At 64.0% G+C, this 22,921-nt stretch carries 20 protein-coding genes and 1 tRNA gene; 12 read left to right on the top strand and 9 right to left on the bottom strand.

The annotated features are described in order from the left end of the window. The first annotated feature begins 21 nt into the window (after window positions 1–21). Genes NKI16_RS25210 through NKI16_RS25190 form a run of 5 tightly spaced genes read left to right on the top strand, consistent with a single transcriptional unit; the run spans window position 22 to window position 5,219 of the window. Window positions 22–1,563, top strand: a complete 1,542-nt coding sequence (locus NKI16_RS25210; RefSeq protein WP_352635691.1) for a sugar ABC transporter ATP-binding protein — start codon at window positions 22–24, stop codon at window positions 1,561–1,563. Further along, on the top strand, window positions 1,560–2,537 hold the full coding sequence (locus NKI16_RS25205; protein WP_352635693.1) for an ABC transporter permease: 978 nt from the start codon (window positions 1,560–1,562) through the stop codon (window positions 2,535–2,537). Before NKI16_RS25210 ends, NKI16_RS25205 begins: the two co-directional genes overlap by 4 nt. Then, entirely contained in the window at window positions 2,534–3,535 is a 1,002-nt protein-coding gene (locus NKI16_RS25200) for an ABC transporter permease (RefSeq protein ID WP_352448661.1), read from the top strand. The genes NKI16_RS25205 and NKI16_RS25200 overlap by 4 nt, the downstream gene beginning before the upstream one ends. Next, window positions 3,535–3,852, top strand: coding sequence for an L-rhamnose mutarotase (gene rhaM, locus NKI16_RS25195; RefSeq protein ID WP_352635695.1), 318 nt, complete (start codon window positions 3,535–3,537; stop codon window positions 3,850–3,852). The genes NKI16_RS25200 and rhaM overlap by 1 nt, the downstream gene beginning before the upstream one ends. Beyond that, window positions 3,849–5,219, top strand: a complete 1,371-nt coding sequence (locus NKI16_RS25190; RefSeq protein ID WP_352756047.1) for an FGGY-family carbohydrate kinase — start codon at window positions 3,849–3,851, stop codon at window positions 5,217–5,219. The genes rhaM and NKI16_RS25190 overlap by 4 nt, the downstream gene beginning before the upstream one ends. A 36-nt stretch (window positions 5,220–5,255) precedes the next feature. On the opposite strand, the gene NKI16_RS25185 is transcribed toward NKI16_RS25190, so the two are convergent. Both NKI16_RS25185 and galE read right to left on the bottom strand, forming a co-directional pair. Continuing rightward, on the bottom strand, window positions 5,256–6,506 hold the full coding sequence (locus NKI16_RS25185) for a D-amino acid dehydrogenase (protein WP_352572218.1): 1,251 nt from the start codon (window positions 6,504–6,506) through the stop codon (window positions 5,256–5,258). A gap of 43 nt (window positions 6,507–6,549) precedes the next feature. After that, the gene (galE, locus tag NKI16_RS25180; protein WP_352572219.1) at window positions 6,550–7,545 is read right to left on the bottom strand and encodes a UDP-glucose 4-epimerase GalE; all 996 of its coding nucleotides are present in this window, start codon (window positions 7,543–7,545) and stop codon (window positions 6,550–6,552) included. A 265-nt stretch (window positions 7,546–7,810) separates the two neighbouring features. On the opposite strand from galE, the gene hemA reads away from it, so the two are divergent. Then, complete coding sequence (hemA, locus tag NKI16_RS25175) at window positions 7,811–9,088, top strand: 5-aminolevulinate synthase (protein ID WP_023677371.1); 1,278 nt, start codon at window positions 7,811–7,813, stop codon at window positions 9,086–9,088. Window positions 9,089–9,141: 53 nt separating this feature from the next. Here the strand turns inward: hemA and NKI16_RS25170 are convergent, their stop codons facing one another. Beyond that, window positions 9,142–10,308: a pyridoxal phosphate-dependent aminotransferase gene (locus NKI16_RS25170; RefSeq protein ID WP_352572220.1), complete on the bottom strand. Its 1,167-nt coding sequence runs from the start codon at window positions 10,306–10,308 to the stop codon at window positions 9,142–9,144. Between the two features lie 110 nt (window positions 10,309–10,418). Beyond that, window positions 10,419–10,841 (bottom strand): large conductance mechanosensitive channel protein MscL, encoded by a 423-nt coding sequence (gene mscL / locus NKI16_RS25165; protein ID WP_023677369.1) that lies wholly within the window; start codon window positions 10,839–10,841, stop codon window positions 10,419–10,421. A 231-nt stretch (window positions 10,842–11,072) separates the two neighbouring features. Between mscL and NKI16_RS25160 the strand changes: the two genes are divergently transcribed. Continuing rightward, window positions 11,073–14,561 (top strand): PAS domain-containing hybrid sensor histidine kinase/response regulator, encoded by a 3,489-nt coding sequence (locus tag NKI16_RS25160; protein WP_352621853.1) that lies wholly within the window; start codon window positions 11,073–11,075, stop codon window positions 14,559–14,561. Between the two features lie 3 nt (window positions 14,562–14,564). Here the strand turns inward: NKI16_RS25160 and NKI16_RS25155 are convergent, their stop codons facing one another. Both NKI16_RS25155 and NKI16_RS25150 read right to left on the bottom strand, forming a co-directional pair. Further along, entirely contained in the window at window positions 14,565–15,227 is a 663-nt protein-coding gene (locus tag NKI16_RS25155; RefSeq protein ID WP_031211969.1) for a response regulator transcription factor, read from the bottom strand. 118 nt (window positions 15,228–15,345) lie between these two features. Continuing rightward, complete coding sequence (locus NKI16_RS25150) at window positions 15,346–15,777, bottom strand: hypothetical protein (protein ID WP_023677367.1); 432 nt, start codon at window positions 15,775–15,777, stop codon at window positions 15,346–15,348. Window positions 15,778–15,903: 126 nt separating this feature from the next. Between NKI16_RS25150 and NKI16_RS25145 the strand changes: the two genes are divergently transcribed. Both NKI16_RS25145 and NKI16_RS25140 read left to right on the top strand, forming a co-directional pair. Further along, window positions 15,904–16,254 (top strand): DUF952 domain-containing protein, encoded by a 351-nt coding sequence (locus tag NKI16_RS25145; protein WP_023677366.1) that lies wholly within the window; start codon window positions 15,904–15,906, stop codon window positions 16,252–16,254. Continuing rightward, window positions 16,251–17,327 (top strand): quinone-dependent dihydroorotate dehydrogenase, encoded by a 1,077-nt coding sequence (locus NKI16_RS25140; protein WP_023677365.1) that lies wholly within the window; start codon window positions 16,251–16,253, stop codon window positions 17,325–17,327. Before NKI16_RS25145 ends, NKI16_RS25140 begins: the two co-directional genes overlap by 4 nt. Window positions 17,328–17,330: 3 nt before the next feature. Here NKI16_RS25140 and NKI16_RS25135 read toward each other — a convergent pair whose 3' ends face one another. Continuing rightward, the gene (locus tag NKI16_RS25135) at window positions 17,331–18,755 is read right to left on the bottom strand and encodes an MATE family efflux transporter (RefSeq protein WP_031211968.1); all 1,425 of its coding nucleotides are present in this window, start codon (window positions 18,753–18,755) and stop codon (window positions 17,331–17,333) included. A 50-nt stretch (window positions 18,756–18,805) separates the two neighbouring features. Between NKI16_RS25135 and NKI16_RS25130 the strand changes: the two genes are divergently transcribed. Continuing rightward, window positions 18,806–19,708, top strand: a complete 903-nt coding sequence (locus tag NKI16_RS25130) for a histone deacetylase family protein (protein ID WP_023677363.1) — start codon at window positions 18,806–18,808, stop codon at window positions 19,706–19,708. Between the two features lie 4 nt (window positions 19,709–19,712). Here NKI16_RS25130 and NKI16_RS25125 read toward each other — a convergent pair whose 3' ends face one another. Continuing rightward, a complete protein-coding gene (locus NKI16_RS25125) occupies window positions 19,713–19,976 on the bottom strand; it encodes a DUF6460 domain-containing protein (RefSeq protein WP_023677362.1) in 264 nt (87 codons plus the stop codon). Between the two features lie 131 nt (window positions 19,977–20,107). Between NKI16_RS25125 and NKI16_RS25120 the strand changes: the two genes are divergently transcribed. Then, a tRNA-Gly gene (locus NKI16_RS25120) sits at window positions 20,108–20,181 on the top strand. A 313-nt stretch (window positions 20,182–20,494) separates the two neighbouring features. Here NKI16_RS25120 and NKI16_RS25115 read toward each other — a convergent pair. Next, window positions 20,495–21,484: a LysR family transcriptional regulator gene (locus tag NKI16_RS25115; protein ID WP_023677361.1), complete on the bottom strand. Its 990-nt coding sequence runs from the start codon at window positions 21,482–21,484 to the stop codon at window positions 20,495–20,497. Between the two features lie 317 nt (window positions 21,485–21,801). On the opposite strand from NKI16_RS25115, the gene chvE reads away from it, so the two are divergent. Next, on the top strand, window positions 21,802–22,866 hold the full coding sequence (gene chvE / locus NKI16_RS25110) for a multiple monosaccharide ABC transporter substrate-binding protein (RefSeq protein WP_023677360.1): 1,065 nt from the start codon (window positions 21,802–21,804) through the stop codon (window positions 22,864–22,866). Window positions 22,867–22,921: the final 55 nt, after the last annotated feature.

The following is a 22,921-nucleotide window of genomic DNA, read 5'->3' as shown; positions in this document are numbered from 1 at the left end:
GCTACAGGGCCTGATACGATTATGGACACGACAGCCCAGCACGAAGTGGCAAATGAAGCGCCTTTGTCATCCGGACCGCGCCTGACGCTGTCCGGCATCTCGAAAAGCTTTCCCGGCGTGCGGGCGCTGCACAATGTCGGCCTGTTGCTCTATCCCGGCCAGGTAACCGCGCTGATCGGCGAAAACGGTGCCGGCAAGTCGACGCTGGTCAAGATCATGACCGGCATCTACCAGCCGGATGCTGGCACGATCAGCATCGACGGCCAGCCGGTCACACTGCCCAGCGCCCACGCCGCGTTCGGGCACGGCATCACCGCCATCCACCAGGAAACCGTGCTGTTCGACGACCTGACGGTGGCCGAAAACATCTTCCTCGGCCATGCGCCGCGCACGCGTTTCAAAACCATCGACTGGCGCACCATGCGCAAGAATGCCCGCGAGGTGCTCGACACGATGGGCGCCGGCCATATCGACGCCGACGCCAGGCTGAAGGATCTCGGCATTGCCAACAAGCACCTGGTCGCGGTTGCCCGCGCCATGTCCATCGACGCGCGGATCGTCATCATGGACGAGCCGACGGCAGCGCTTTCGATGAAGGAGATCGAAGAGCTTTTCCTGCTGATCGAATTCCTCAAGAGCGACGGCAAGGCGATCCTGTTCATCAGCCACAAATTCGATGAGATCTACCGCATCGCCGACCGCTATACCGTGTTCCGCGACGGCGAGATGGTCGGCGAAGGCCTGATCAAGGACGCCGGCCAGAGCCAGATCGTGCGCATGATGGTCGGCCGCTCGGTCGATCACATCTTTCCGCAGCGCAAGGCCGAGATCGGCGCGCCGGTGCTGGCCGTCTCCGGCCTGTCGCACCCGACCGAGTTCGACGACATAGGCTTCGAGCTGCACAGGGGCGAAATCCTCGGCTTCTACGGCCTTGTCGGCGCCGGGCGCAGCGAGGTGATGCAGGCGATATCAGGCATCACCCGCACCAGCGGCGGCACGATCACGCTGGAGGGTAAGGCAATCGCGCCGAAATCGGCGGCGGATTCGATCGACGCCGGCATCGTCTATGTGCCGGAGGAGCGCGGCAAGCAAGGCGTGGTGATCGGCCTGCCGATCTTCCAGAATGTCTCGCTGCCATCGCTCAAACAGACATCCAAATCCGGCATATTGCGGCTGGCCGAAGAGTTCGCGCTGGCCCGCTCCTACACCGAGCGGCTCGATCTGCGCGCCTCCTCGCTCAGCCAGGACGTCGGCACGCTGTCGGGCGGCAACCAGCAGAAGATCGTCATCGCCAAATGGCTGGCGACCGCGCCCAAGGTGATCATCCTGGACGAGCCGACCAAGGGCATCGACATCGGCTCGAAGGCGGCCGTGCACGGCTTCATGGCCGAGCTCGTCGCGCAAGGCCTGTCGGTGATCATGGTGTCGTCCGAATTGCCGGAAATCCTCGGCATGTCGGACCGCGTCGTCGTTATGCGCGAGGGCCGCATTGCCGAGGTCTACGACAATAAAGGGCTCGACGCCGAAACCTTGGTCAGGACGGCAGCGGGGATCGCGGCATGAAGGCTCTTCTCAAATATCGCGAGGTCTGGCTGCTGGCGGCAATCGTCGTGCTGATCGGGCTGATCTCCACGCGGTTTCCAGGTTTTGCCGATCCGGCCAACCTGCGCCAGGTGTTCAACGACACGTCGATCCTGATGATCCTGGCGCTCGGCCAGATGGTCGTCATCCTGACCCGCTCGATCGACCTGTCGATGGCTTCAAATCTCTGCTTCACCGGCATGGTGGTGGCAATGCTGAACGCCGCGCATCCGGCGATCCCGATCCCGCTGCTGATCGTCATCGCACTGCTGGTCGGCCTGGTGCTCGGCGCCATCAACGGCCTGCTGGTATGGCGGCTGAACATTCCCTCGATCGTGGTAACGCTCGGCACCCTCACCATCTACCGCGGCGCCACGTTCGTCATTTCAGGCGGCGCCTGGGTCAACGCCGACCAGATGAGCGCTGATTTCATCGGGTTGCAGCGCGCGGCTTTCCTCGGCATTCCGGTACTGTCGTGGATCGCCCTGCTGGTTATTGCGCTGTTCTTCCTCGTGATGACGCGCACCGCGCTCGGCCGCTCGATCTATGCCATCGGCGTCAACCCGACCGCATCGGTCTATGCCGGCATCGATGTCGGCCGGACGAAATTCATCGTCTTCTGCATTTCGGGGATGATCGGCGGCCTCTGTGGCTATCTCTGGATCTCGCGCTACGTCATCGCCTCGGTCGAGGTCGCCAACGGCTATGAGCTCAACATCATCGCCGCCTGCGTCATCGGCGGCATTTCGATCGCCGGCGGCATCGGCTCGGTCGGCGGCGCGGTGCTCGGCGCGCTGTTCCTCGGCATCATCTCCAACGCGCTGCCGGTGATCAACATTTCACCCTTCTGGCAGATGGCGATTTCAGGCAGCGCCATCATCCTGGCCGTGGTGCTCAACGCGCGCGGCGAACGCCGGCAAGGCCGCATCATCCTCAAGAAGGCGGAAGCGGCATGACCGACACCCCTGCCCCACGCCATATTCCCGACCGGCTCGACAAGCCGCTGACGTCGGCGATCTTCTCATGGGAGGCGCTGCTGGTCGTCGTGGCGGTTGCCATCTTTGCCGTCAACAGCTTTGCCTCGCCCTACTTCCTCGACGCGTGGTCGTTGTCGGACCTGACCTTCAACTTCACGGAAAAGGCGCTGATCGCGCTGGCCATGGCGCTGCTGATCATCTCCGGCGAAATCGACCTGTCGGTGGCCGCCATCATCGCGCTGGCGTCAACAATGATGGGTATGGCGGTGCAGGCCGGCGCCGGCATGCCTGAACTGGTGGCAATCGGCCTCGTCGTCGGGCTCGGCTGCGGCGCCTTCAACGGACTGCTCGTCACCAGGCTCGGCTTGCCGTCGATCGTCGTCACCATCGGCACGATGAGCCTGTTTCGCGGCATTGCCTTCATCATCCTCGGCGACCAGGCCTACAAGGGCTATCCCGCGAGCTTCGCCTTCTTCGGCCAGGGCTATGTCTGGTGGGTGGTGTCGTTCGAACTGACGCTTTTCCTGATCGCGGCAGTCGTCTACTGGTTCCTTCTGCACCGGACGAGCTTCGGCCGCCGGGTCTTTGCCATCGGTAACAACCCGGTCGCGGCGCAGTTTTCCGGCGTACGCGTCGGCCGTATCAAATTCATCCTGTTTTGCCTGACCGGCCTGATGGCGGGCATCGCCTCGGTGCTGATCACATCGCGGCTCGGCTCGACCCGGCCGTCCATCGCACAGGGCTACGAGCTGGAAGTCATCACCATGGTGGTGCTCGGCGGCGTCAGCATCCTGGGCGGCGCCGGCAGCATTCTGGGTGTGGTGCTGGCCGCCTTCATCATGGGACTGGTGACCTTCGGCCTCGGCCTGCTCAACGTGCCGGGGATCGTTATGTCGATCTTCATCGGCCTGCTGCTGATCATCGTCATCGCGCTGCCGATCCTGTGGCGGCGCGTGCGGCGGGAGCGCTTTGCCTGATGCCGGAGAAATACGCGTTCAAGATGAAGCTCAATCCGGGCATGAAGGCCGAATACAAGAGGCGCCACGACGAGATCTGGCCGTCGCTGGTCGCGCTGCTCAAGCAGGCCGGTATCTCCGATTACTCGATCCATCTCGACGAAGAGACCAACACCTTGTTCGGCGTGCTGTGGCGCCGTGACGACCATGGCATGGACGAATTGCCGAAGCATCCGGTGATGCAGCGTTGGTGGGCCGAGATGGCGGACATCATGGAGACCAAGCCGAACAACGAGCCGGTGGCGGTGCCGCTGGAAACAATGTTCCATATGGAATGACCCGCCACGTCGCCGTCATCGATATCGGCAAGACCAACGCCAAGGTGGCGCTGGTCGATCTTGCCGCAGCAAGCGAAGTCGCGCTGCGCAGGATGGTGAACGAGCCGGTTCGGCAAGGCCCATACCCGCACCATGACGTCGAGCGGTTATGGGCGTTTATCCTTGGCAGCCTGGCCGAGATCGATCGCGAGCAGCGCATCGGTGCGATATCGATCACCACCCATGGCGCAACGGGCGTGCTGGTCGACGCATCAGGCGAACTGGCGCTGCCGGTGCTCGACTACGAATTCGACGGGCCGGATGCCCTTGCCGGGGACTATGACACGATCCGTCCGGCGTTCTCCGAGACCGGCACGCCGCGCCTGCCGGCCGGCCTCAATCTCGGCGCGCAGCTGTTCTGGCAGCAGAAGCGCTTTCCGGCGGATTTCGCCAGAACCGCCGCGATCCTGATGTATCCGCAATACTGGGCCTTGCGCCTGACCGGCGTCGCCGCCAGCGAGGCGACTTCGCTCGGCTGCCACACCGATCTGTGGAACCCGTGGAAAGCGGATTTTTCGTCGCTGGTCGACCGGCTGGAATGGCGCCGGCTAATGGCGCCGGTACGGCCGGCGAAGGACCGCCTCGGGCCGATCCTGCCCGCGCTTGCGACACGGACCGGGCTCGACTCGCAAACGCCGGTGTTTTGCGGCCTGCACGATTCCAACGCCTCGCTGCTGCCGCATCTCCTGTCCGACAGACCGCCTTTCTCCGTGGTCTCGACCGGCACCTGGGTGGTGTCGATGGCAGTCGGAGGCAACAAGATCGCGCTCGACCCGGCACGCGATACGCTGGTCAATGTCAACGCGCTCGGCGATCCCGTGCCGTCGGCGCGCTTCATGGGTGGCCGCGAGTTTTCCGTGCTGACCGAGGGCCAATCGGAGAACTGGACGGAAGACGATGTTGCCACGGTGCTGGCGCGCAAGACGTCCCTATTGCCCTCGACCCAACAGGGTTCGGGGCCGTTTCCGCATCATACCGCATCATGGCTTAACGCGGACGGTATGAGCGTCGGCCAGCGCTTTGTCGCCATCTCGTTCTACCTGGCGCTGATGACCGCGACCTGCCTCGACCTGATCGGCGCGGACGGTCCCACCATCGTCGAAGGACCCTTCGCCCGCAACCGGCTGTTCACCCGCATGCTGGCTGCGGCGGCGGCGCGCGCCGTCATTGCCTCCGGGGCTGCGACAGGCACCAGCATCGGCGCCGCCTTGCTGGCGTCGGACCAGGGGACACCGCAAGGCAGAGGCGAAAGGACCGAACCGTCGGCCGATCCGAGTTGGGCGAACTACGCGCGCTCGTGGCGTGCGGCGGTCGACGAACGAGCCTGACCGCCGAGCTCATGGCGCCCTGATGTCTGGAGATGCCTAGTTCCTGTAGACCAGCCCTTGCGGATCGATCTCCGGCTTGCGGCCGGCAACTATGTCGGCAAGGAATTTTCCCGAACCGCAGGCCATGGTCCAGCCGAGATGGCCGTGGCCGGTGTCGAGGTAGAGATTGTCGTACCGCGCCCGTCCGATGACCGGCACGGAGTTCGGCATCATCGGGCGAAGTCCAGCCCAGAGCTCAGCCTTGCTCTCGTCGAAAGCGCCGGGGAACAGGTCCTTGCCGGTGTTCAGGATCGAGTTGAAATCGCGTGGCTTGAACGTGCGGTCGAACCCGGTGAACTCCGCCGTCGAGGACATCCGCAGCCGATTTCCCAGCCTGGAATAGCCGATCAGCCGGTCCTCGTCGGCGCCGCCCATGATCGGCCCCTTGCTTTCATCTTCCAGCGGAACAGTCACGGTGTAGCCCTTCACGGGATAGACGGGCAGGTCGATGCCGTAGCGGCGGCCGAGCAGACCGCTCTCAGGCCCCATGGAAATGACCACCGCGTCACCGGCCGCCGGGCCGGCCGAGGTCATCACGGCGCGCACCCGGTCGCCGTCGATGTCGAGGCCTTCGACCGTGGTGCCGTAGAGGAATTGGACGCCGAGTTTCTCGGCGGCATAGGCAGCGAGGCGCTGCGTGAATTGGCTGGAGTCGCCGGTCTGGTCGATCGGCGAATAGACGCCGCCGGCTATCTTGTCCTTGGCGCCGGCAAGGCCGGGTTCGAGCTCGACCAGCCGGTCGCGGCCGACGATCTCGATCGGCAGGCCGTGTTCGCCGAGATAACGATAATTGTCGGTGCCGGTATCAAAGCTCTGCTGCGAGCGGAAGAAATACAGAATGCCTTTCTTGCGCTCGTCATAGTGGATGCCGGTTTCGGCGGAGACGGCGTTGATGCAGTCGCGCGAATAGAGCGCCAGACGCAGCTTGACGTCGGTGTTGGCGCGCATGCGCTTATGCGTGCACTGGCGCAGGAAGCGCAGGCTCCAGGCGAAAAAATACGGATCGAAGCGCAGCCGCACCTTGATGCCGAGATCGTGGTTGTAGAGGCCGCGCAGGAACGTCTTCAGCGCGGCTGGCGAGGCCCAGGCGGTGGCATCCCCGGGCGACACAAGGCCGGCATTCGACCGGCTGGTGCCGCGTGCTGCCGCCGGATGGCGCTCGATCACCGTCACCTCATGGCCGTCGCTGGCCAGATAATAGGCCGCCGCCGTACCGACGACGCCGGCCCCAAGCACCAGGATTTTCATTCCGCCCCCAGCGCGCTGAACCAACCTTTGCGGAGAGCCCACTTCACCCCAGAGCCGAATTCTTGCTGGTCAGGATGCGCTCCCAGGCAAGCGCATCGGCAACGATCCGGTCGAGGTTGTCGCGCTGCGGGGTCCAGCCGAGCTCGCCGCGCGCCAGCTCCGAATTGGCGACGACCGCGGCGGCGTCGCCGGCGCGGCGATCGCCCATCCGTACCTCGAAATCATGGCCGAAGACGCGGCGGACGCTGTCGATGACCTCGAGCACCGAATAGCCGTGGCTGTAACCACAATTGGCGACCAGGCTCGATCCGCCGGCACGCAGCCGCTGAAGCGCCAGCCGATGCGCCGCCGCCAGGTCGCTGACGTGGATATAGTCGCGCATGCAGGTACCGTCCGGCGTCGGATAGTCGGTGCCGAACACCTGCATGAAGGGGCGCTTGCCGAGCGCCGTCTCGCAAGCGACCTTGATCAGATGCGTGGCACCGGGCGTCGACTGGCCGGTGCGGCCCTTCGGATCGGCGCCGGCGACGTTGAAATAGCGCAGCGCCGTATAGCGCAACCCATGGGCAATTGCCGCGTCGCGCAGCATCCATTCGCTCATCAGCTTGGACAGGCCATAGGGCGATTCCGGCGCAAGCCGGGCATCCTCGCGCACCGGCTCCAGGCCGGCGCCGCCATAGACGGCGGCGGTCGAGGAAAAGATGAAATTGGGCACGCCTTCGCGCACCGCGGTCTCGATCAAGGTGCGCGTCTTGCAGGTGTTGTTCTCGTAATAGGCAAGCGGGTCGGCGACCGATTCGGGGACCACGATCGAGCCGGCGAAATGGATGATCGCGTCGACCTTATTGTCGCGAATGATCGAGGCGACCAGTTCCCTGTCGGCGACGTCGCCGACGACGAGCTTTGCTTCCGGGGCCACCGCCCATTCAAAGCCGGTGGAAAGCCGGTCGAGGACGACGACGTTGTCGCCCGTGTCCAGCAATTCCCAGACCATATGGCTACCGATATAGCCGGCCCCGCCTGTCACCAAAACCGTCATCCGCATCCTCGCTATTCATGATTTGTCGGAACTGTCTCAAACGCCGCCTTACTGGAAAACCTGCCGCCAGGCCATTAGAACCTGCGGTAACCGGTCTCATCGGCGCGTGGCATTGTCGTGAAACAAGATTGATCCACATCAAGGGAATAGGCCACGTTCCGTGGTCGTTAGGAACAGGCTCGGGGCGTGGCATTTTGACCAAAAAGGCCAGGTGGACGACGAATGGGCCAATGACTATGATCCCGCGCAAAACTGGGAAGGCGACATGAACTATCAGCGGTTTTTCGAGGAAGCGATCGACCAGCTCCATGCGGAGCGTCGCTACCGCGTCTTCGCCGACCTTGAGCGTATCGTCGGGAAATTCCCGCGCGCCATCTGGCGCGCCAATGGCCGCGCCGAGGAAATCACCGTCTGGTGCTCCAACGACTATCTCGGCATGGGCCAGCATCCCGACGTCATTGCCGCGTTCCAGAAGGCGGCAGGCAAGATGGGGTCGGGGGCCGGCGGCACCCGCAACATCTCCGGCACCAGCAACCCGCTGGTCGAGCTCGAACTGGAGCTGGCCGACCTGCACGACAAGGAAGCGGCACTGGTTTTCACCTCCGGCTTCGTTTCCAACGAGGCGTCGATCTCGACCATTGCAAAGCTGCTTCCCAATTGCCTGATCATCTCGGACGAGCTCAACCACGCTTCGATGATCGAGGGCGTGCGGCGCTCGGGCGCCGAGAAGAAGATCTTCCGCCATAACGACGTCGCGCATCTCGAAAGCCTGCTGCAGACGGCCGGCCGCGAGCGCGCCAAGCTGATTGTCTTCGAGAGCGTCTATTCGATGGACGGCGACATCGCGCCGATCAAGCAGATCGTCGATCTCGCCGAGCGTTACAACGCCATGACCTACATCGACGAGGTCCACGCCGTCGGCATGTACGGGCCGCGCGGCGGCGGCATCACCGAGCGCGAAGGGCTGGCCGACCGCATCGACATCATCGAGGGCACACTGGCCAAGGCGTTCGGCACGCTTGGCGGCTACATCGCCGGCAACACTGCGGTGATCGACGCGGTGCGCTCCTATGCGCCGGGCTTCATCTTCACCACGGCGTTGCCGCCGGCGATCGCTGCCGCGGCAACCACCTCGATCCGCCATCTCAAGCGCTCGCAGGCCGAGCGCGATGCGCAGCTGCGTCAGGCGACACGGACCAAGCAAGTGCTGGCCGCGGCCGGCCTGCCGGTGATGGAGTCGCCTACCCACATCGTGCCGCTTCTGGTCGGCGATCCCGAGCTCTGCAAGATGGCCACCGACCGCCTGCTCGGTGTGCACGGCATCTACATCCAGCCGATCAACTACCCGACAGTGCCGCGCGGCACCGAGCGGCTGCGCATCACGCCGACACCGTTCCATTCGGACGCGCTGATCGCGTCGCTGCAGGACGCACTGGTCGAGACATGGGACGCGTTGGGGATTCCGTACGGGTCCGCCGGCCGACCGTCGGTCGCCAAAAGCGATCGCGTCATTCCGCTGCTGGTGCCGAAGTCGGGCGGCTGAAGGTCGTTTAAAACTCTACGCCGAGAACCATTTGGTCGTCAGAGCGAAGTCGCTCAGACAGTCTTCATCCATTTCGCCAGCCTATTTGCCGCTTCCTCGAGCTGGTCGAGGCGGCGGTGGAAGCACAGCCTGAGGAAGGCTTCGCCGCCGGGGCCGAAGGCGGTGCCGGGCGCCAGGCCGACATTGGCGCGGTCGAGCATGTCGAAGGCGGCAGCGCGGGAATCGGTGATGCCGTCGACCGCAAAGAACAAATAGAATGCGCCCTGCGGCACTGTGAACCGCGCCCTGCCGGTGGTAGCGAGAATGCCGCAGACCAGGTCGCGCGCCGCCCTCGCCCGCTCCACCTGCTCGACGATGAAGGCGTCGCCTTCGTCGAGGGCGACGACGGCGCCGCGCTGCATGAACTGCGCAACGCCGGAAGTCGAATACTGGACCAGGTTCTCGAACACCTGCTGCAAGGCGGGATGGATCTTGATCCAGCCGATGCGCCAGCCGGTCATCGCCCAGTTCTTGGAAAAGGAATTGACGAACAGGATGCGATCCTCATCGGCCATGATGTCGATGAAGGACGGCGCGCGGCCATGGCCGTAATGAAACAGCGAGTAGATCTCGTCGGCGATGATCCACAGGCCCCTTTCGCGGGCGAGATCGAGGATCGCCTGCAGCGTCTCCTTGTCGGCGGTCCAGCCGGTCGGGTTGGACGGCGTGTTGACGAACAGCGCCTTGGTCCGTGGCGTGATCGCCGCTGCGATCTTGTCGACATCGCAAGACCAGCCATTGCCCGACTGATCGAGCGTGACCGCGACTGGAACGGCGCCCGCGATGCCGGCGGCGGCGGCGAAGTTCGGCCATGCCGGCGACAGGTAGACGAGTTCGTCGCCCTTGCCGGCCACCGCATCGATGGCCATCTGGATGGCATGCATGCCGGAGCCGGTGACGATGAATTCCTCGTTGGCGAAAGTCTTGCCGAAATGCCTGGTGTAGTAGCGGGCGAGCGCCTGCCTGAGTTCAGGAATGCCCCTCTGCCAGGTGTAGAAGGTTTCGCCGCCAGCCATCGCCTTGGCGGCGGCATCGGTGATGAAGGCAGGCGTCGGCAGGTCGCCCTCGCCGGCCCAGAGCGGGATCATGCCGTCGCGGCCGCGGCCGCGATTCATGACGGCGACAATGCCGCTTTCAGGCGCCGCCCGCGCTTCGGCGCGCAGAGTATCGATCAGGGTCATGGATGGTCCGCTTTCGTTTGCTCGACTGCTAGCGTGTTTCAGGGCGGACGAAAACAGAAAACCCCGGCCGCAAGCGACCGGGGTTTTGGTCCAGAAAGTTACCGCAGGCGCTACTTTCTGGCGAGGAGATCGCGAATTTCGGTGAGCAGCGCGACATCGGCCGGCGGCGGAGCGGCCGGGGCGGCCGGTTTCTCGCGCTCCAGCCGCTGGCGCAGATTGTTCACCGCTTTGACCATCAGGAAGATGATGAAGGCGAGGATAAGGAAGTTCAGCGCCACGGTGATGAAGCTGCCATAGGCGAAGACCGCGCCCTGTTTCTTTGCCTCAGCCAGCGATGTGGCGTTAACGGCCGAGGACAAGGGCAGAAAGTAGTTGTTGAAGTCCAATCCGCCCAAAATCGCCCCGATGACCGGCATGATGATGTCGTCGACCAGCGAGGTGACGATCTTGCCGAAGGCAGCGCCAATGATGACGGCGACGGCCAGGTCCATCACATTGCCCCTGGAAATGAATTCCTGAAACTCTTTCAGCATTCGACGCCTCCTTGTCTTGACCGGCCGTTCTGCCGCTCCTCCGGCATCGACCGGCAGGCAGAATAGCAAAAACCTGCGGTTGCAACAGGAGCAAAAGCTGGTTTCAGCCGGTCACGATTGCCCGACGCAGCCGATATAATACGCCGAAAGCCGCGATGGACTCGGTCGCCAAGCTGTGATTGCGTCTGGAAGGCCGGATGAAAAAGCCGGCGCAGGGAGGAAGTTCGAGCCGTGCAAGGCTGGTTCATCGTCATCATCGCGATCGCCTATGTGACGTTGCTGTTCGTCATCGCCAGCCTGGGCGACCGCCGCTCGACTTCAACCGGGCCCGGCCGCGCCCGGCCGTTCATCTATGCGCTCAGCCTCGCGATCTACTGCACCTCCTGGACTTTCTTCGGCTCGGTCGGCCTGTCCTCCGAGCGCGGCCTGGAGTTCCTCGGCATCTATATCGGACCGGTCCTGGTGTTCGTGTTCGGCTTTCCGCTGCTGCAGCGCATCGTCAGGCTGGCCAAGACCGAGAAGATCACCTCGATCGCCGACTTTCTCGGTGCCCGCTACGGCAAGAGCTTCGCTGTCGCGGCGATCGCCACGCTGATCGCGACCATCGGCGCCGTGCCGTATATCGCGCTGCAATTGAAGGCAATCTCCGGCTCGGTCAGCCTGATGGTCGAGCACTATACCGGCTCGCCGCCGTCGTTCGATCCGTTCGTCAGTGACATCTCGCTGGTCGTGGCCATGCTGCTGGCGCTGTTTGCGGTGCTGTTCGGCACGCGCCATGCCGATGCCACCGAGCACCAGGACGGGCTGGTGCTGGCTGTGGCGGTCGAGACCGTGGTCAAGCTCGCCGCCTTCCTGGCGATCGGCCTGATGGTCACGTTCCTGATCTTCGGCGGGCCAGGCGATATGTTCGACCAGCTCGCCGAAAACACGCAGGTGCGCAAGGCGATGGGCTACAACACCTCGCTCGCTACCTGGCTGGTGCTGACATGCCTGAGCGGCTTTGCCATCCTCATGCTGCCGCGCCAGTTCTACGTCACCATCGTCGAAAACCGCAGCGAGGCCGAGCTGCGCACCGCGACATGGGTGTTTCCGCTCTATCTGGTGGCAATCAACCTGTTCGTGCTGCCGATCGCATTGGCCGGCCTGGAACTGGTCGGCCCCAGGACCAGCAGCGACCTTTACGTGCTGTCGCTGCCGCTGTTCAGCGGCCACGACGTGCTGGCCATGGCCGCCTTCATCGGCGGGCTGTCGGCGGCGACCGCAATGGTGATCGTCGAAAGCGTCGCGCTGTCGATCATGATCTCCAACGACCTGGTCATTCCGCTGTTCGTGCGCCGGCTTCTGCGGACCACGACATCCGAGAACGAGGACTGGTCGACGCTCATCCTCAATGTACGGCGGGCGGCGATCTTCATCATGCTGTTCATCGCCTTTCTCTACTACCGCGAGAGCACCAACAGCGCGCGGCTGTCCTCGATCGGCCTGATGTCGTTCGCCGCGATCGCACAGTTCGCGCCGGCAATGATCGGCGGCCTGGTCTGGCGCGGCGCCAACGGCCGGGGTGCGGCGCTTGGCATGGTCGCCGGCATCGTCGTCTGGAGCTATACGCTGCTGCTTCCCTCGCTCGTCGCGCCCGATACCGGCATCCTCGTCCACGGCCTGTTCGGCTTCGATGCATTGCGGCCGCAGGCTCTTTTCGGCACCGTCGCCGAGCCGCTGAACCATGGCGTGCTGTGGAGCCTGTCGATCAACACGCTGTTTTTTGTGTTCGGCTCGCTATCGCGCGCCTCTGTGCCGCTGGAACGCATCCAGGCGTCGATCTTCGTGCCGCGCGAAGCGGGTCCGCTGCCCAGCCTGCGCCGCTTCCGCACCACCATTACCGTCAACGACCTCAAGGACACGATCGCGCGCTATCTCGGTGTCGAACGGACCGAGCGGTCCTTTCAGTCGTTCGAAAAGAGCAGCGGCACTTCACTGCTCGGCAACGAACAGGCCAGCATGGATGTCATCCGCTTCTCCGAGCAGCTTCTGGCCAGTGCCGTCGGCTCCTCTTCGGCGCGGCTGATCCTGTCGCTGCTGCTGCGCCGCAACGACCGCGAATCCAAGGACGCCTTCCGCCTGCTCGATGACGCCACCGAGGCGCTGCAGCACAATCGCGACCTGCTGCAGATCGCACTCGACCAGATGGAACAGGGCATCACTGTCTTCGACCGCGATTTCCGGTTGATTTGCTGGAACCGCCAGTACCGGGCGCTGTTCGACCTGCCCGACGAGATGGGCCAGGTCGGCGTCTCACTCGATCGTATCCTGCGCCACCTTGCCGAGCGCGGTGACATACCGGCAGACCAGCGCGTCACCATGCTCAACCGCCTGACCAGCTTCGTCAGCCCATGGCAGATGGAGCTGAAGACAAGCGGGCGCATCCTGGAATTGCGCTCCAATCCGATGCCGGACGGCGGCATCGTCGCCACCTACGCCGACATTTCCGGACGTGTCGAGCAGGATCTGGCGCTGAAGCGCGCGAACGAATCCCTGGAACAGCGAGTGAAGAGCCGCACCGCCGAGCTCACCCGCGTCAATGAGGAGCTGGCGCAGGCGCAGATGCTGGCCGAGGAGGCCAATCTCGGCAAGACCCGCTTCCTCGCTGCCGCCGGCCACGACATCCTGCAGCCGCTGAACGCCGCCCGCCTCTATTGCTCGTCGCTGATCGAGAAGACCGGCAAGGGACCTGCCGGCAAGGCGGCGATGAACATCGAATCGTCGCTGGAATCGGTCGAGACCATCCTCGGCGCGGTGCTCGACATTTCGCGCCTCGATGCCGGCGCGATGAAGCCGGACGATACGAGCTTCGGCCTCGACGGGCTGCTGCGCCAGATCGGCAACGACTTCCGGCCGCTTGCCGCCGAAAAGAAGCTCGAACTCTCGATCATGCCGTCGTCGCTCAGCGTCATGACGGACCGCAATCTGCTGCGCCGGCTGATCCAGAACCTGGTTTCCAACGCCATCAAGTATACGCGCCGTGGCCGCATCCTGGTCGGCGCGCGGCGGCGCGGCGAACTGGCCGAGATCCAGGTTATCGACACCGGCATCGGCATTGCCGGCGACGAGCTCAACACCGTGTTCCGCGAATTCACCCGGCTCGACGAGGGCGCACGCGAGGCGGAAGGCCTCGGCCTTGGGCTCTCCATTGTCGACCGCATCGCCCGCGTCCTGCGCCTCGAAATCCGGATCTTCTCCAACCCAGGCAAGGGCACACGCTTTTCCGTGTTGCTGCCGGTGGTGGCCGTGCAGGCACCGCGGCGCGAGGCCGAGGCGAAGCCGCCTGCCCGTGCCGCGGCCTCGCTTGCCGGGCTCCATGTGCTCTGCATCGACAACGACGCCCGCATCCTCGACGGCATGCGGCTGCTGCTCGAGGGTTGGGGCTGCAGCGTCGACACGCTTTCCGGCGCGGAGGATCTCGACAGGTCCGGCATGCATCGGCCGGACCTCGTGCTTGCCGACTATCATCTCGACAACAGGACCGGCCTCGAATTGATCGCCCAGTTGCGTGCGATCCATGGCGAGGACCTGCCGGCCGTGCTGGTCACCGCCGACCGCTCCAGCGAGGTTCGCGCCGCCGCCGGCAGGCTCGACGTGCCGGTGATCAGCAAACCACTGAAACCGGCGATGCTGCGCTCGATGATGGCCAGGGTCAGGCCGCTGGCGCCGGCGGCCGAATAGGAATCAGCCGGCCGTCTGCAGCGGGTCGCTGCCGATTTTGGACAAAAGGATGACCGCCTGCGTGCGGCTGTCGACGCCGAGCTTCTGCAGGATGGCCGAGACATGCGCTTTGATCGTCGCTTCGGAGACCCCGAGCTCATAGGCGATCTGCTTGTTGAGCAGTCCCTCAGCCAGCATGCCGAGCACGCGCGTCTGCTGCGGGGTCAGCGCCTGCAGCCGCTTGATCAGGTCGGAAATCTCGGGATCGCGCTCGACGCCGAGATCGATGCCGACGGGAGCCGCGATATCGCCTGCGAGCACCGACTGCACCGCATTGCGGATCTCCTCCATGCTGGCCGATTTGGAGATGAAGCCGGAGGCGCCGAGATCGAGCGCGCGCCGGATCGTCACCGGATCGTCATGCGCCGAGACCACCATCATCGGCACCGCCGGATGGATGCCGCGCAGCGAAATCAGGCCGGAAAGACCGCTTGCCCCCGGCATCGAGAGATCGAGCAGCACCAGATCGACATCCTCATTGGCCAGGACAAGCGCCTTGGCGCTTTCGAAATCGCCAGCCTCGTGAATGGCGGCAACATCTCCGATACCCGCGAGTGCCTCCCTCAATGCACCGCGAAAAAGCGGGTGATCATCGGCAATGACGAATGTGTAGCCCAACGGTGATATCCCTCCCCGAATCCCGTTGGCGATGTTCCGCCTTGCAGGATCTGAACGATTGTAACGCTACGCCTGCCGTCCGGCGTGGGCGGCTTGCTATTCCCGCCCCAGGTCTTTTGCGAATTGCCTAGGTCTTTTGCGAATTGAGCTTGGCGCCGTCGTCGTCCTTGTCCATGTCCTTGACGATATCCATGAAGCTGCGCAGGAAGCGCTCCATGTAGCCCATCGTCTTGTTGAAATCCTCCTCGCTGGGCAAAGTCGATTCGAAACGGGCGGCAAGCGAATTTTCGAGCTTGGCGACGCGTTCGTCGAGCGCCTTCACCGAACTTTGCAGCCGGTCGACCTCATCTTGTAGGGCGGCACGTTCGTCGGCCGCCGTCTTGCAGACGAGCTGGCCGGAGCGTTCCTCGCAGAGCGACATGGCGCCGGTTTGCGTATCCATGCGGACATAGCCATTGGCCGATTTCTCCAACCGGTAGCGATCGGCTTCCTCGGAAAAGGCCGACGCCGCGACAAGCGACACCAGTGCTGCGGGGATCAAGACGTGTTTCAGACGCATGTTTTCCTCCATGAGCCAGTCAGCGCAATCTATCACAGTTTGCGCCTGAAATGGGGATGAACCTGAAATGGGGAAGAACACGGGCCTGCCCTTCCCCGCGTGGTCGGTTCGGACTATAGCGCAACGATGTCCGAGATCATCTACAAGATAGTTCCCGAGGCGCTGTGGCGCGAGGCTGAAAGAGAAGGCGGCTTCACCGGCGCGCCGATCGACGTCGCCGACGGCTTCATCCATTTTTCCACCGCCGGGCAGGTTCGGGAAACGGCGGCCAAACATTTCGCCGGCCAAAGCCGGTTGCTGCTGGTCGCCGTCGATAGCGCGCGCCTCGGCGATGCGCTGAAATATGAGGTCTCGCGCGGCGGCGCCCTGTTCCCGCATCTCTATGGCGGGCTCGGCCTCGATGCGGTCGTTTCGGTGCAGGCATTGCCGCTCGGCGCTGACGGCCGGCATGAATTCCCGGCGCTGGAGGCCGAATGAGCGCGTTCGACCGGATCGGCCAGAAACTGCTGTTCACGCTCGATCCGGAAACCGCGCATGGGCTGTCGATTGCCGCGCTGAGATGCGGGCTGCCGGTCGCCGGTCGTCCGCCGCAGGACAACAGGTTAAAGGTCAGCCGTTGCGGGCTCGGTTTCCCGAACCCGCTCGGCATGGCCGCGGGTTACGACAAGAATGCCGAAGTGCCGGACGCGCTGCTCGGCCTCGGCTTCGGCTTCGCCGAGGTCGGCACGATCACGCCGCTGCCGCAGACCGGCAATCCGAAGCCGCGCATCTTCCGGCTGCCTTCGGACGGGGCAGTGATCAACCGGCTGGGCTTCAACAATGAAGGCCACGCCGCCGCGGAAAAGCGCCTTGCCGCCCGCATGGGCCGTGCCGGCATCGTCGGCGTCAACATCGGCGCCAACAAGGACAGCACCGACCGCGTCAGTGACTATGAACGCGGCGTGGTCCGGTTCGCGCGATATGCCAGTTATCTGGCAATCAACATCTCCTCGCCGAACACGCCGGGCCTGCGCAACATGCAGGCACGCGAACAGCTTGGCGAACTTCTGTCGCGGGTCATGGCCGCGCGTGCGGCAGCACCGGCAAAACCGCCCGTGTTCCTCAAGATCGCGCCGGATCTGGTCGAGGCCGAGCTTGAGGACATCGCCGCCGAGATCAGCGACAAGCAAATGGACGGCGTCATCGTCTCCAACACAACGATCGCGCGAGCCGGCCTGAGCAGCGCCGGCCTTGCCGGCGAGACCGGCGGGCTTTCGGGGAAACCCTTGTTCGAGCGCTCGACTATCGTGCTGGCAAGGATGCGAAAACTGCTTGGCCCGGATCCCACCATCATCGGCGTCGGCGGCGTCGATTCCGCCGAGACGGCGCTGGAAAAGATCCGTGCCGGCGCCGATCTCGTCCAGCTCTATACCGGCATGATCTATGCCGGGCCCGCGCTGCCGGGGCGCATTCTTTCCGGCATGGCCCGTTTCATGGACAGTCAACGGCTGAAGTCGCTGCGCGAGCTTCGCGACAGCCGCCTCGATCACTGGGCGGCGAAACCGTTTTAGCGATCAGCCAAAGACCGCGCGCACCCGCAGCCGCAATATGGCGAGCAGGCTGAAGCCGCGTACCAGCAGGAAGACATGCAACGCCGCCCACAAGCCGTGATTACCGAAGGCCGGCGCCAGGATCAGCAGCGCGGCGCTGAACGCCAGGAATGACAACAGCATCATGTTGCGCATGTCGCGCGACCATGTTGCGCCGATGAAGACACCGTCCATCTGGAAAGCCAGCACGCCGCTGAGCGCGGTGAACGCCGCCCAGGGCAGGTAGATGTCGGCAATGGCGCGGACGTCCGTCGCGGTCGTGATCAGGGCGATCAGATCCGTGCCCTCCAGCAGGAAGAAGAGTGTCGCCGCGCCGGCCAGACCGAGTCCCCAAAGCAGCGTCAGCCGCACCGCCTGGTTAAAGGCGGTGGCGGCGCGCGCTCCGATGGCGCGGCCGGCGAGCTGCTCGGCGGCAGTGGCGAAACCGTCGATGAAATAGCCGGCAACCAGGAACAGGTTCATCAGCACGGCGTTGGCGGCCAGCGTCAGCGTGCCGAACTGCGCGCCCTGGCGCGTGAACAGCGCGAAGGCGGCGAGCAGCGAAAAGGAGCGGATCATGATATCGCGGTTGAGCGACATCATGCGCAGGAATGCCGGCAGATCGAGGACGCGGTGGCGCGGCAGCCTGGGTGCCGCCCAGAAGCGCCGGCCGACGATGGCGAGACCCAGCAGCATGGCGACGAATTCGCCGGTGAGCGTCGCCCAGGCGACGCCGGCGACGCCCCAGCCGAACTCCAGGCCAAGCAGGAAGCAGAGGGCGATGTTGATGCCGTTCAGTATCAATTGCAGCATCAGCCCGAGCCCGCCCTCGCCGCGCCCAAGCACGTAACCGAGGATGGCGTAATTGATCAGGGAGAACGGTGCGGCGAGCATCCTGATGCGGATATAGACGTCCATCGCCGCGCTGACGCGCGGTTCGGCGCCTATGAACCATTGCCCGGCGGTGGAGACCAGCGGCGCAAGCGCGGCAAGCACGACGCCGGCGACGACCGCGATCAGCACGGCGCGCCAGAACACCGCCTGCTCCTCCAGCGCATCGCCGCGCCCGAAGGCCTGGGCGACGAGGCCGGTGGTGCCGGAGCGCAGGAAGTTGAAGGTGGTGAAAACGACGTCGAAGATCAGGGCGCCGGCCGCCAGGCCGCCGAGAAGGGCGGCGTCGCCGAACTGCCCAATCACCGCCGTGTCGACAATTCCGAGCAACGGCGTCGTCAGATAGGCAAGCGTCATCGGCACGGCGATGGCGAGCACCGAGCGGTTGGTGACGACGAAGGCCCTGGCTTCGGTGGCGTGGACTTCGGTGGGTAAAGCCTGCTCCAAACGCGTGTTGCTTCCTGTTGCGGCTTGATCGGCTAGCCGATGTGCCCCAGTTTGCGGACCTCGCGCAACCATCCACCCCGCTATGGTCAACCGAAACCCGCCTCTGGCGCACCGCCCGTCCCATGCCCTTGCAGATCGTTCATCATCCCGACTACGACGCCGGCTTCGCCGTCAACCACCGCTTCCCGATGAGCAAATATCCGCTGCTGATGGATGCCTTGCGGGCACGCGGCCTGGCGCAGCCCGAAGCGCTCAACATGCCGGAGGCGGCGCGGCCATCATGGCTGAAGCTTGCCCACGCGGTCGACTATGTCGACCAGGTGCTTGCCTGCGAAGTGCCGGTGGCGATCGAGCGCGAGATCGGCTTTCCCGTGGGACCGCGGGTTTCGCTGAGGGCGCAGCTCGCAACGGCCGGCACGGTGCTGGCAGCGCGGCTGGCGTTGCTGAACGGCATCGCCTGCAACACCGCCGGCGGCAGCCATCACGCGCGGCGCGCGCAAGGCGCCGGCTTCTGCACCTTCAACGACGTAGCCGTTGCCGCGCTGGTGCTGCTCGCCGAAGCTGCTGTCCAAAACATCCTGGTCGTCGACCTCGACGTGCATCAGGGCGACGGCACGGCGGATATCCTCAACGACGAGCCGCGCGTGTTTACCTTCTCCATGCATGGCGACCGCAACTACCCCGCGCTCAAGATCGCCTCCGATCTCGATGTCGCCCTGCCCGACGGCGCCGGCGATTCAGCCTATCTGGAGCGGCTGGACGCCATCCTGCCGGAGTTGTCGGCGCGAAGGCGCTGGGACCTCGTCTTCTACAATGCCGGCGTCGATGTCCATGTCGAGGACCGGCTCGGCAGGTTGTCGCTCACGGATGACGGGCTGCGTGCCCGCGACGATATGGTGATCCGCCATTTCCGCACGCTTGGCATACCGGTATGCGGCGTTATCGGCGGAGGCTATTCGACGGATGTCGCAGCACTTGCTGCACGGCACGCCATCCTGTTCGAGGTGGCGGCGGGCTACGCCTGAAAATTCATTTCCGGTAGTTAGCGATCCTGAGCAGGATGAAGGCCGGCACGACGATCGCGGCACCGAGCAGGATGTAGCCGAGGAAACGGTCGATGGCGTGGAAGCCCAAATTCCACAGGTCGATGAAGAATTTGCGAATGCCGTAAAGCACATCCATCGGCGACCAGCCGAAGGCATTCATGACCAGCCCGACGAGGAACGACACCACAAGCAGCTTCAGGATCACCCGGAGCGGCGTATCGCCGAGAAAGCGGTTCAGTGCGGACAAGCCTGTCTCCACAGTCGGGTGCCGCGATTCGGGCACATGCCTAGAAATACGCAGTTGATAGCCCTGCATCAAGCCGAGCCCTCAAACCGGATTGCGCATCGGCGCCGGGCCATGATATCGGAGGAACCAGCGCGGGTATGATGTAATGGTAGCTTGTCAGCTTCCCAAGCTGAACGCGCGGGTTCGATTCCCGCTACCCGCTCCAGCTTTTGCCCCCGGTGCATTGCACTTGTTCTGGCCAAGCTGAAAACCAGCGGATTTATAGGCAGTTTTACAGCCCGGCTGGCCGTCTTTCATCTGTTTGGCCGATGTGCCAGTTCGTGGAATATCTCACATTGAGGGTCGGCGGGGCCTCGAATGACCCCAACCGGAAAGTCTACCCTTGGCCCGCTGGCTTCTGCTGGCGGGCTTTTTTTGAGCATCAGGCAGTAGTGGCCGACGTGCATCGGCGCCGCTGCTGGCGGGCCTGTCTGGTCGTCTGGCCGGCCACGGGATGCGCCCGCTACCCGCTCCAACCCTCAGCCCACCTCTCGCAAAATAAAATCGTGCAGCATCTTGGCTGCCGGTGACAGCGCGCGGTTCTTCACCGTGATCAGGCTGTACGGCCTGACCTCGATGTCGAATTCAGTGTGGACGACATCGATAGCGCCGGCCAGGCCCTCGGGGTTCTGGATGAACTTCGCGACCTGGATCGACACCGGCGCGATGGCGTCGGATTGCGCGACCATGACCAGAGTCAATAGCAGCGAGCTGGTGTTGAGGATGCGGTCCGGCAGCGCGATGTTGCGGTTCAAAAAGTTGCTTTCCATCGCCTGGCGCAGCGGCGAGCCGCCCGACTGGAAAACCCAGTCATAGGCGGCGGTGTCTTCCAGCCGCACCGCCTTGCCCTTGGTCAGCGGGTGGCCGCGGCGCACGATCAGGCAGGCTTTCTCGACGCCGATGACGCGCGCTTCGAACAGCCGCGGATTGAGGTCGTCGGGGATGCGGGCGATGATGAAATCGTGGCGCGAGGCGATCAGCTCGCGCGCCAGGACGTTCGATGTCTCGACCTGCATGGTGATTTCGATGCGCGGATAAAGGCGCCGGATCTCGCGGATCGCCGGCACCGCCAGCTCGATCGCCGGTGCTGTCACCGCGCCCAGGAACACCGAGCCGCCTTTGCCCGCCTTGAGCTCGAAAATCTCGCGATCGACCTCGCGCATCTCGAGCAGGATCGATCGCGCGCGCCGTGCCAACGCCTTGCCATAGGGTGTCAGCGTGACGCCGCGCGGCAGCCTTTCGCAGAGCTTGACGTCGAGCACGGCCTCCATCTCGGCGATCATGCGCGAGGCCGCCGGCTGCGAGATGTTCATGACCTGGGCCGCGGCGCTCACCCGGCCGTGCTCGTCGAGGGCTGCGATCATGCGCATGTGACGCAGGCTCAAGCCGCTGCGCAGCAAGGTTCCGCCATCACCCGGAATTTCATCGTAACTGGCTGATATTCCGTCAGGATTTCGCAGCGCCGCCATGATTCTTCCCTACTCTTACGCCCGGCGCCCTGGCTGGATCCGGCAGCGTCGTCACTAGCCTAAGCCATATCAGTCTCGATATAGCAACCATCAAAGATCGCATTTGACAGTTATGGCAAAGCGACACACCCTTCGCGCGTCCTGAGGCTTGACGGTCGGTGACGAGGGAAAACTCGTATCGATTGAAACCAGAGTCTCGGGGCCGATTGGGAGGATACCGGAGATCGATTGACGGCAGCGGCGCGTTTGGCGCTCCTGCACGATTGCGCGGCCCACGAAACCCAAGGGTACGCGTCCATCAACCAGGGAGAGTTAATGTGAAGATTGTCAAGACACTGGCCGCCGTCGCGGCCCTAGGCATCGCGGCCATGACGCTGCCGGCGCAGGCGGGCGAAGGCCTGATCGGCGTGCTGATGCCCACCAAGACCTCGCAGCGCTGGATCAACGACGGCGACGCCGTCAAGTCCCAGCTCGAGGCTCTGGGCTACACTGTCGACCTGCAGTACGCGCAGGACGACATTCCGAACCAGCTCAGCCAGCTGGAAAACGAAATCACCAAGGGCCCCAAGGCGCTGATCATCGCTTCGATCGACGGCACCACGATGGGCGATGCGTTGCAGAAGGCGAATGACGCCGGCGTTGTCGTCGTCGCTTACGACCGCCTGATCAAGAAGACGCCAAATGTCGACTACTACACCACCTTCGACAATTTCGGCGTCGGCGTCATCCAGGCCAAATCGCTGCTCAAGGGTCTCGGTTATCCCGAGAAGAAGGGCCCGTTCAACATCGAGCTGTTCGGCGGTTCGCCGGACGACAACAATGCGTTCTTCTTCTATAACGGCGCCATGTCGGTTCTTCAGCCGCTAATCGACGACAAGACCCTCGTCGTGAAGTCCGGCCAGATGGGCATGGACAAGGTCGGCACGCTGCGTTGGCTGGCGGCAACCGCCCAGGCCCGTATGGACAATCTGCTCTCCGCCAACTACTCGGACGGCAGCCGCGTCGATGGCGTGCTCTCGCCCTATGACGGCCTGTCGCGCGGCATCATCGCTTCGCTGCGCGCCGTAGGCTACGGCACCGCCGATCAGCCATGGCCGATCGTCACCGGACAGGACGCCGAGACCGCTTCGGTCAAGGCGATCATCGCCGGCGAACAGTATTCGACGGTGTTCAAGGACACCCGCGAACTCGCCAAGGCGACGGTCGAACTCGTCGATAAGGTGCTCTCGGGCGGCAAGCCGGAAGGCCTCGACACCACGACCTACAACAACGACGTCAAGGTCGTTCCCTCGATCCTGTTGACGCCGCATGACGTCGACAAGTCGAACTACCAGGCCCTGGTGGTCGACTCCGGCTACATCAAGGCCGAAGAACTGAAGTAATCGCGGTTACAAAGCCTGGGGTCCTGCGCAGGCAGGGCCCCTTTTCGTTGGCGAG

The sequence above is a fragment of the Mesorhizobium sp. M0698 genome, assembly GCF_040320455.1.
Lineage (GTDB): Bacteria > Pseudomonadota > Alphaproteobacteria > Rhizobiales > Rhizobiaceae > Mesorhizobium.
The sequence above is the reverse complement of the archived record's forward strand: the minus strand, read 5'-3'. Positions and strand labels throughout refer to the sequence as shown.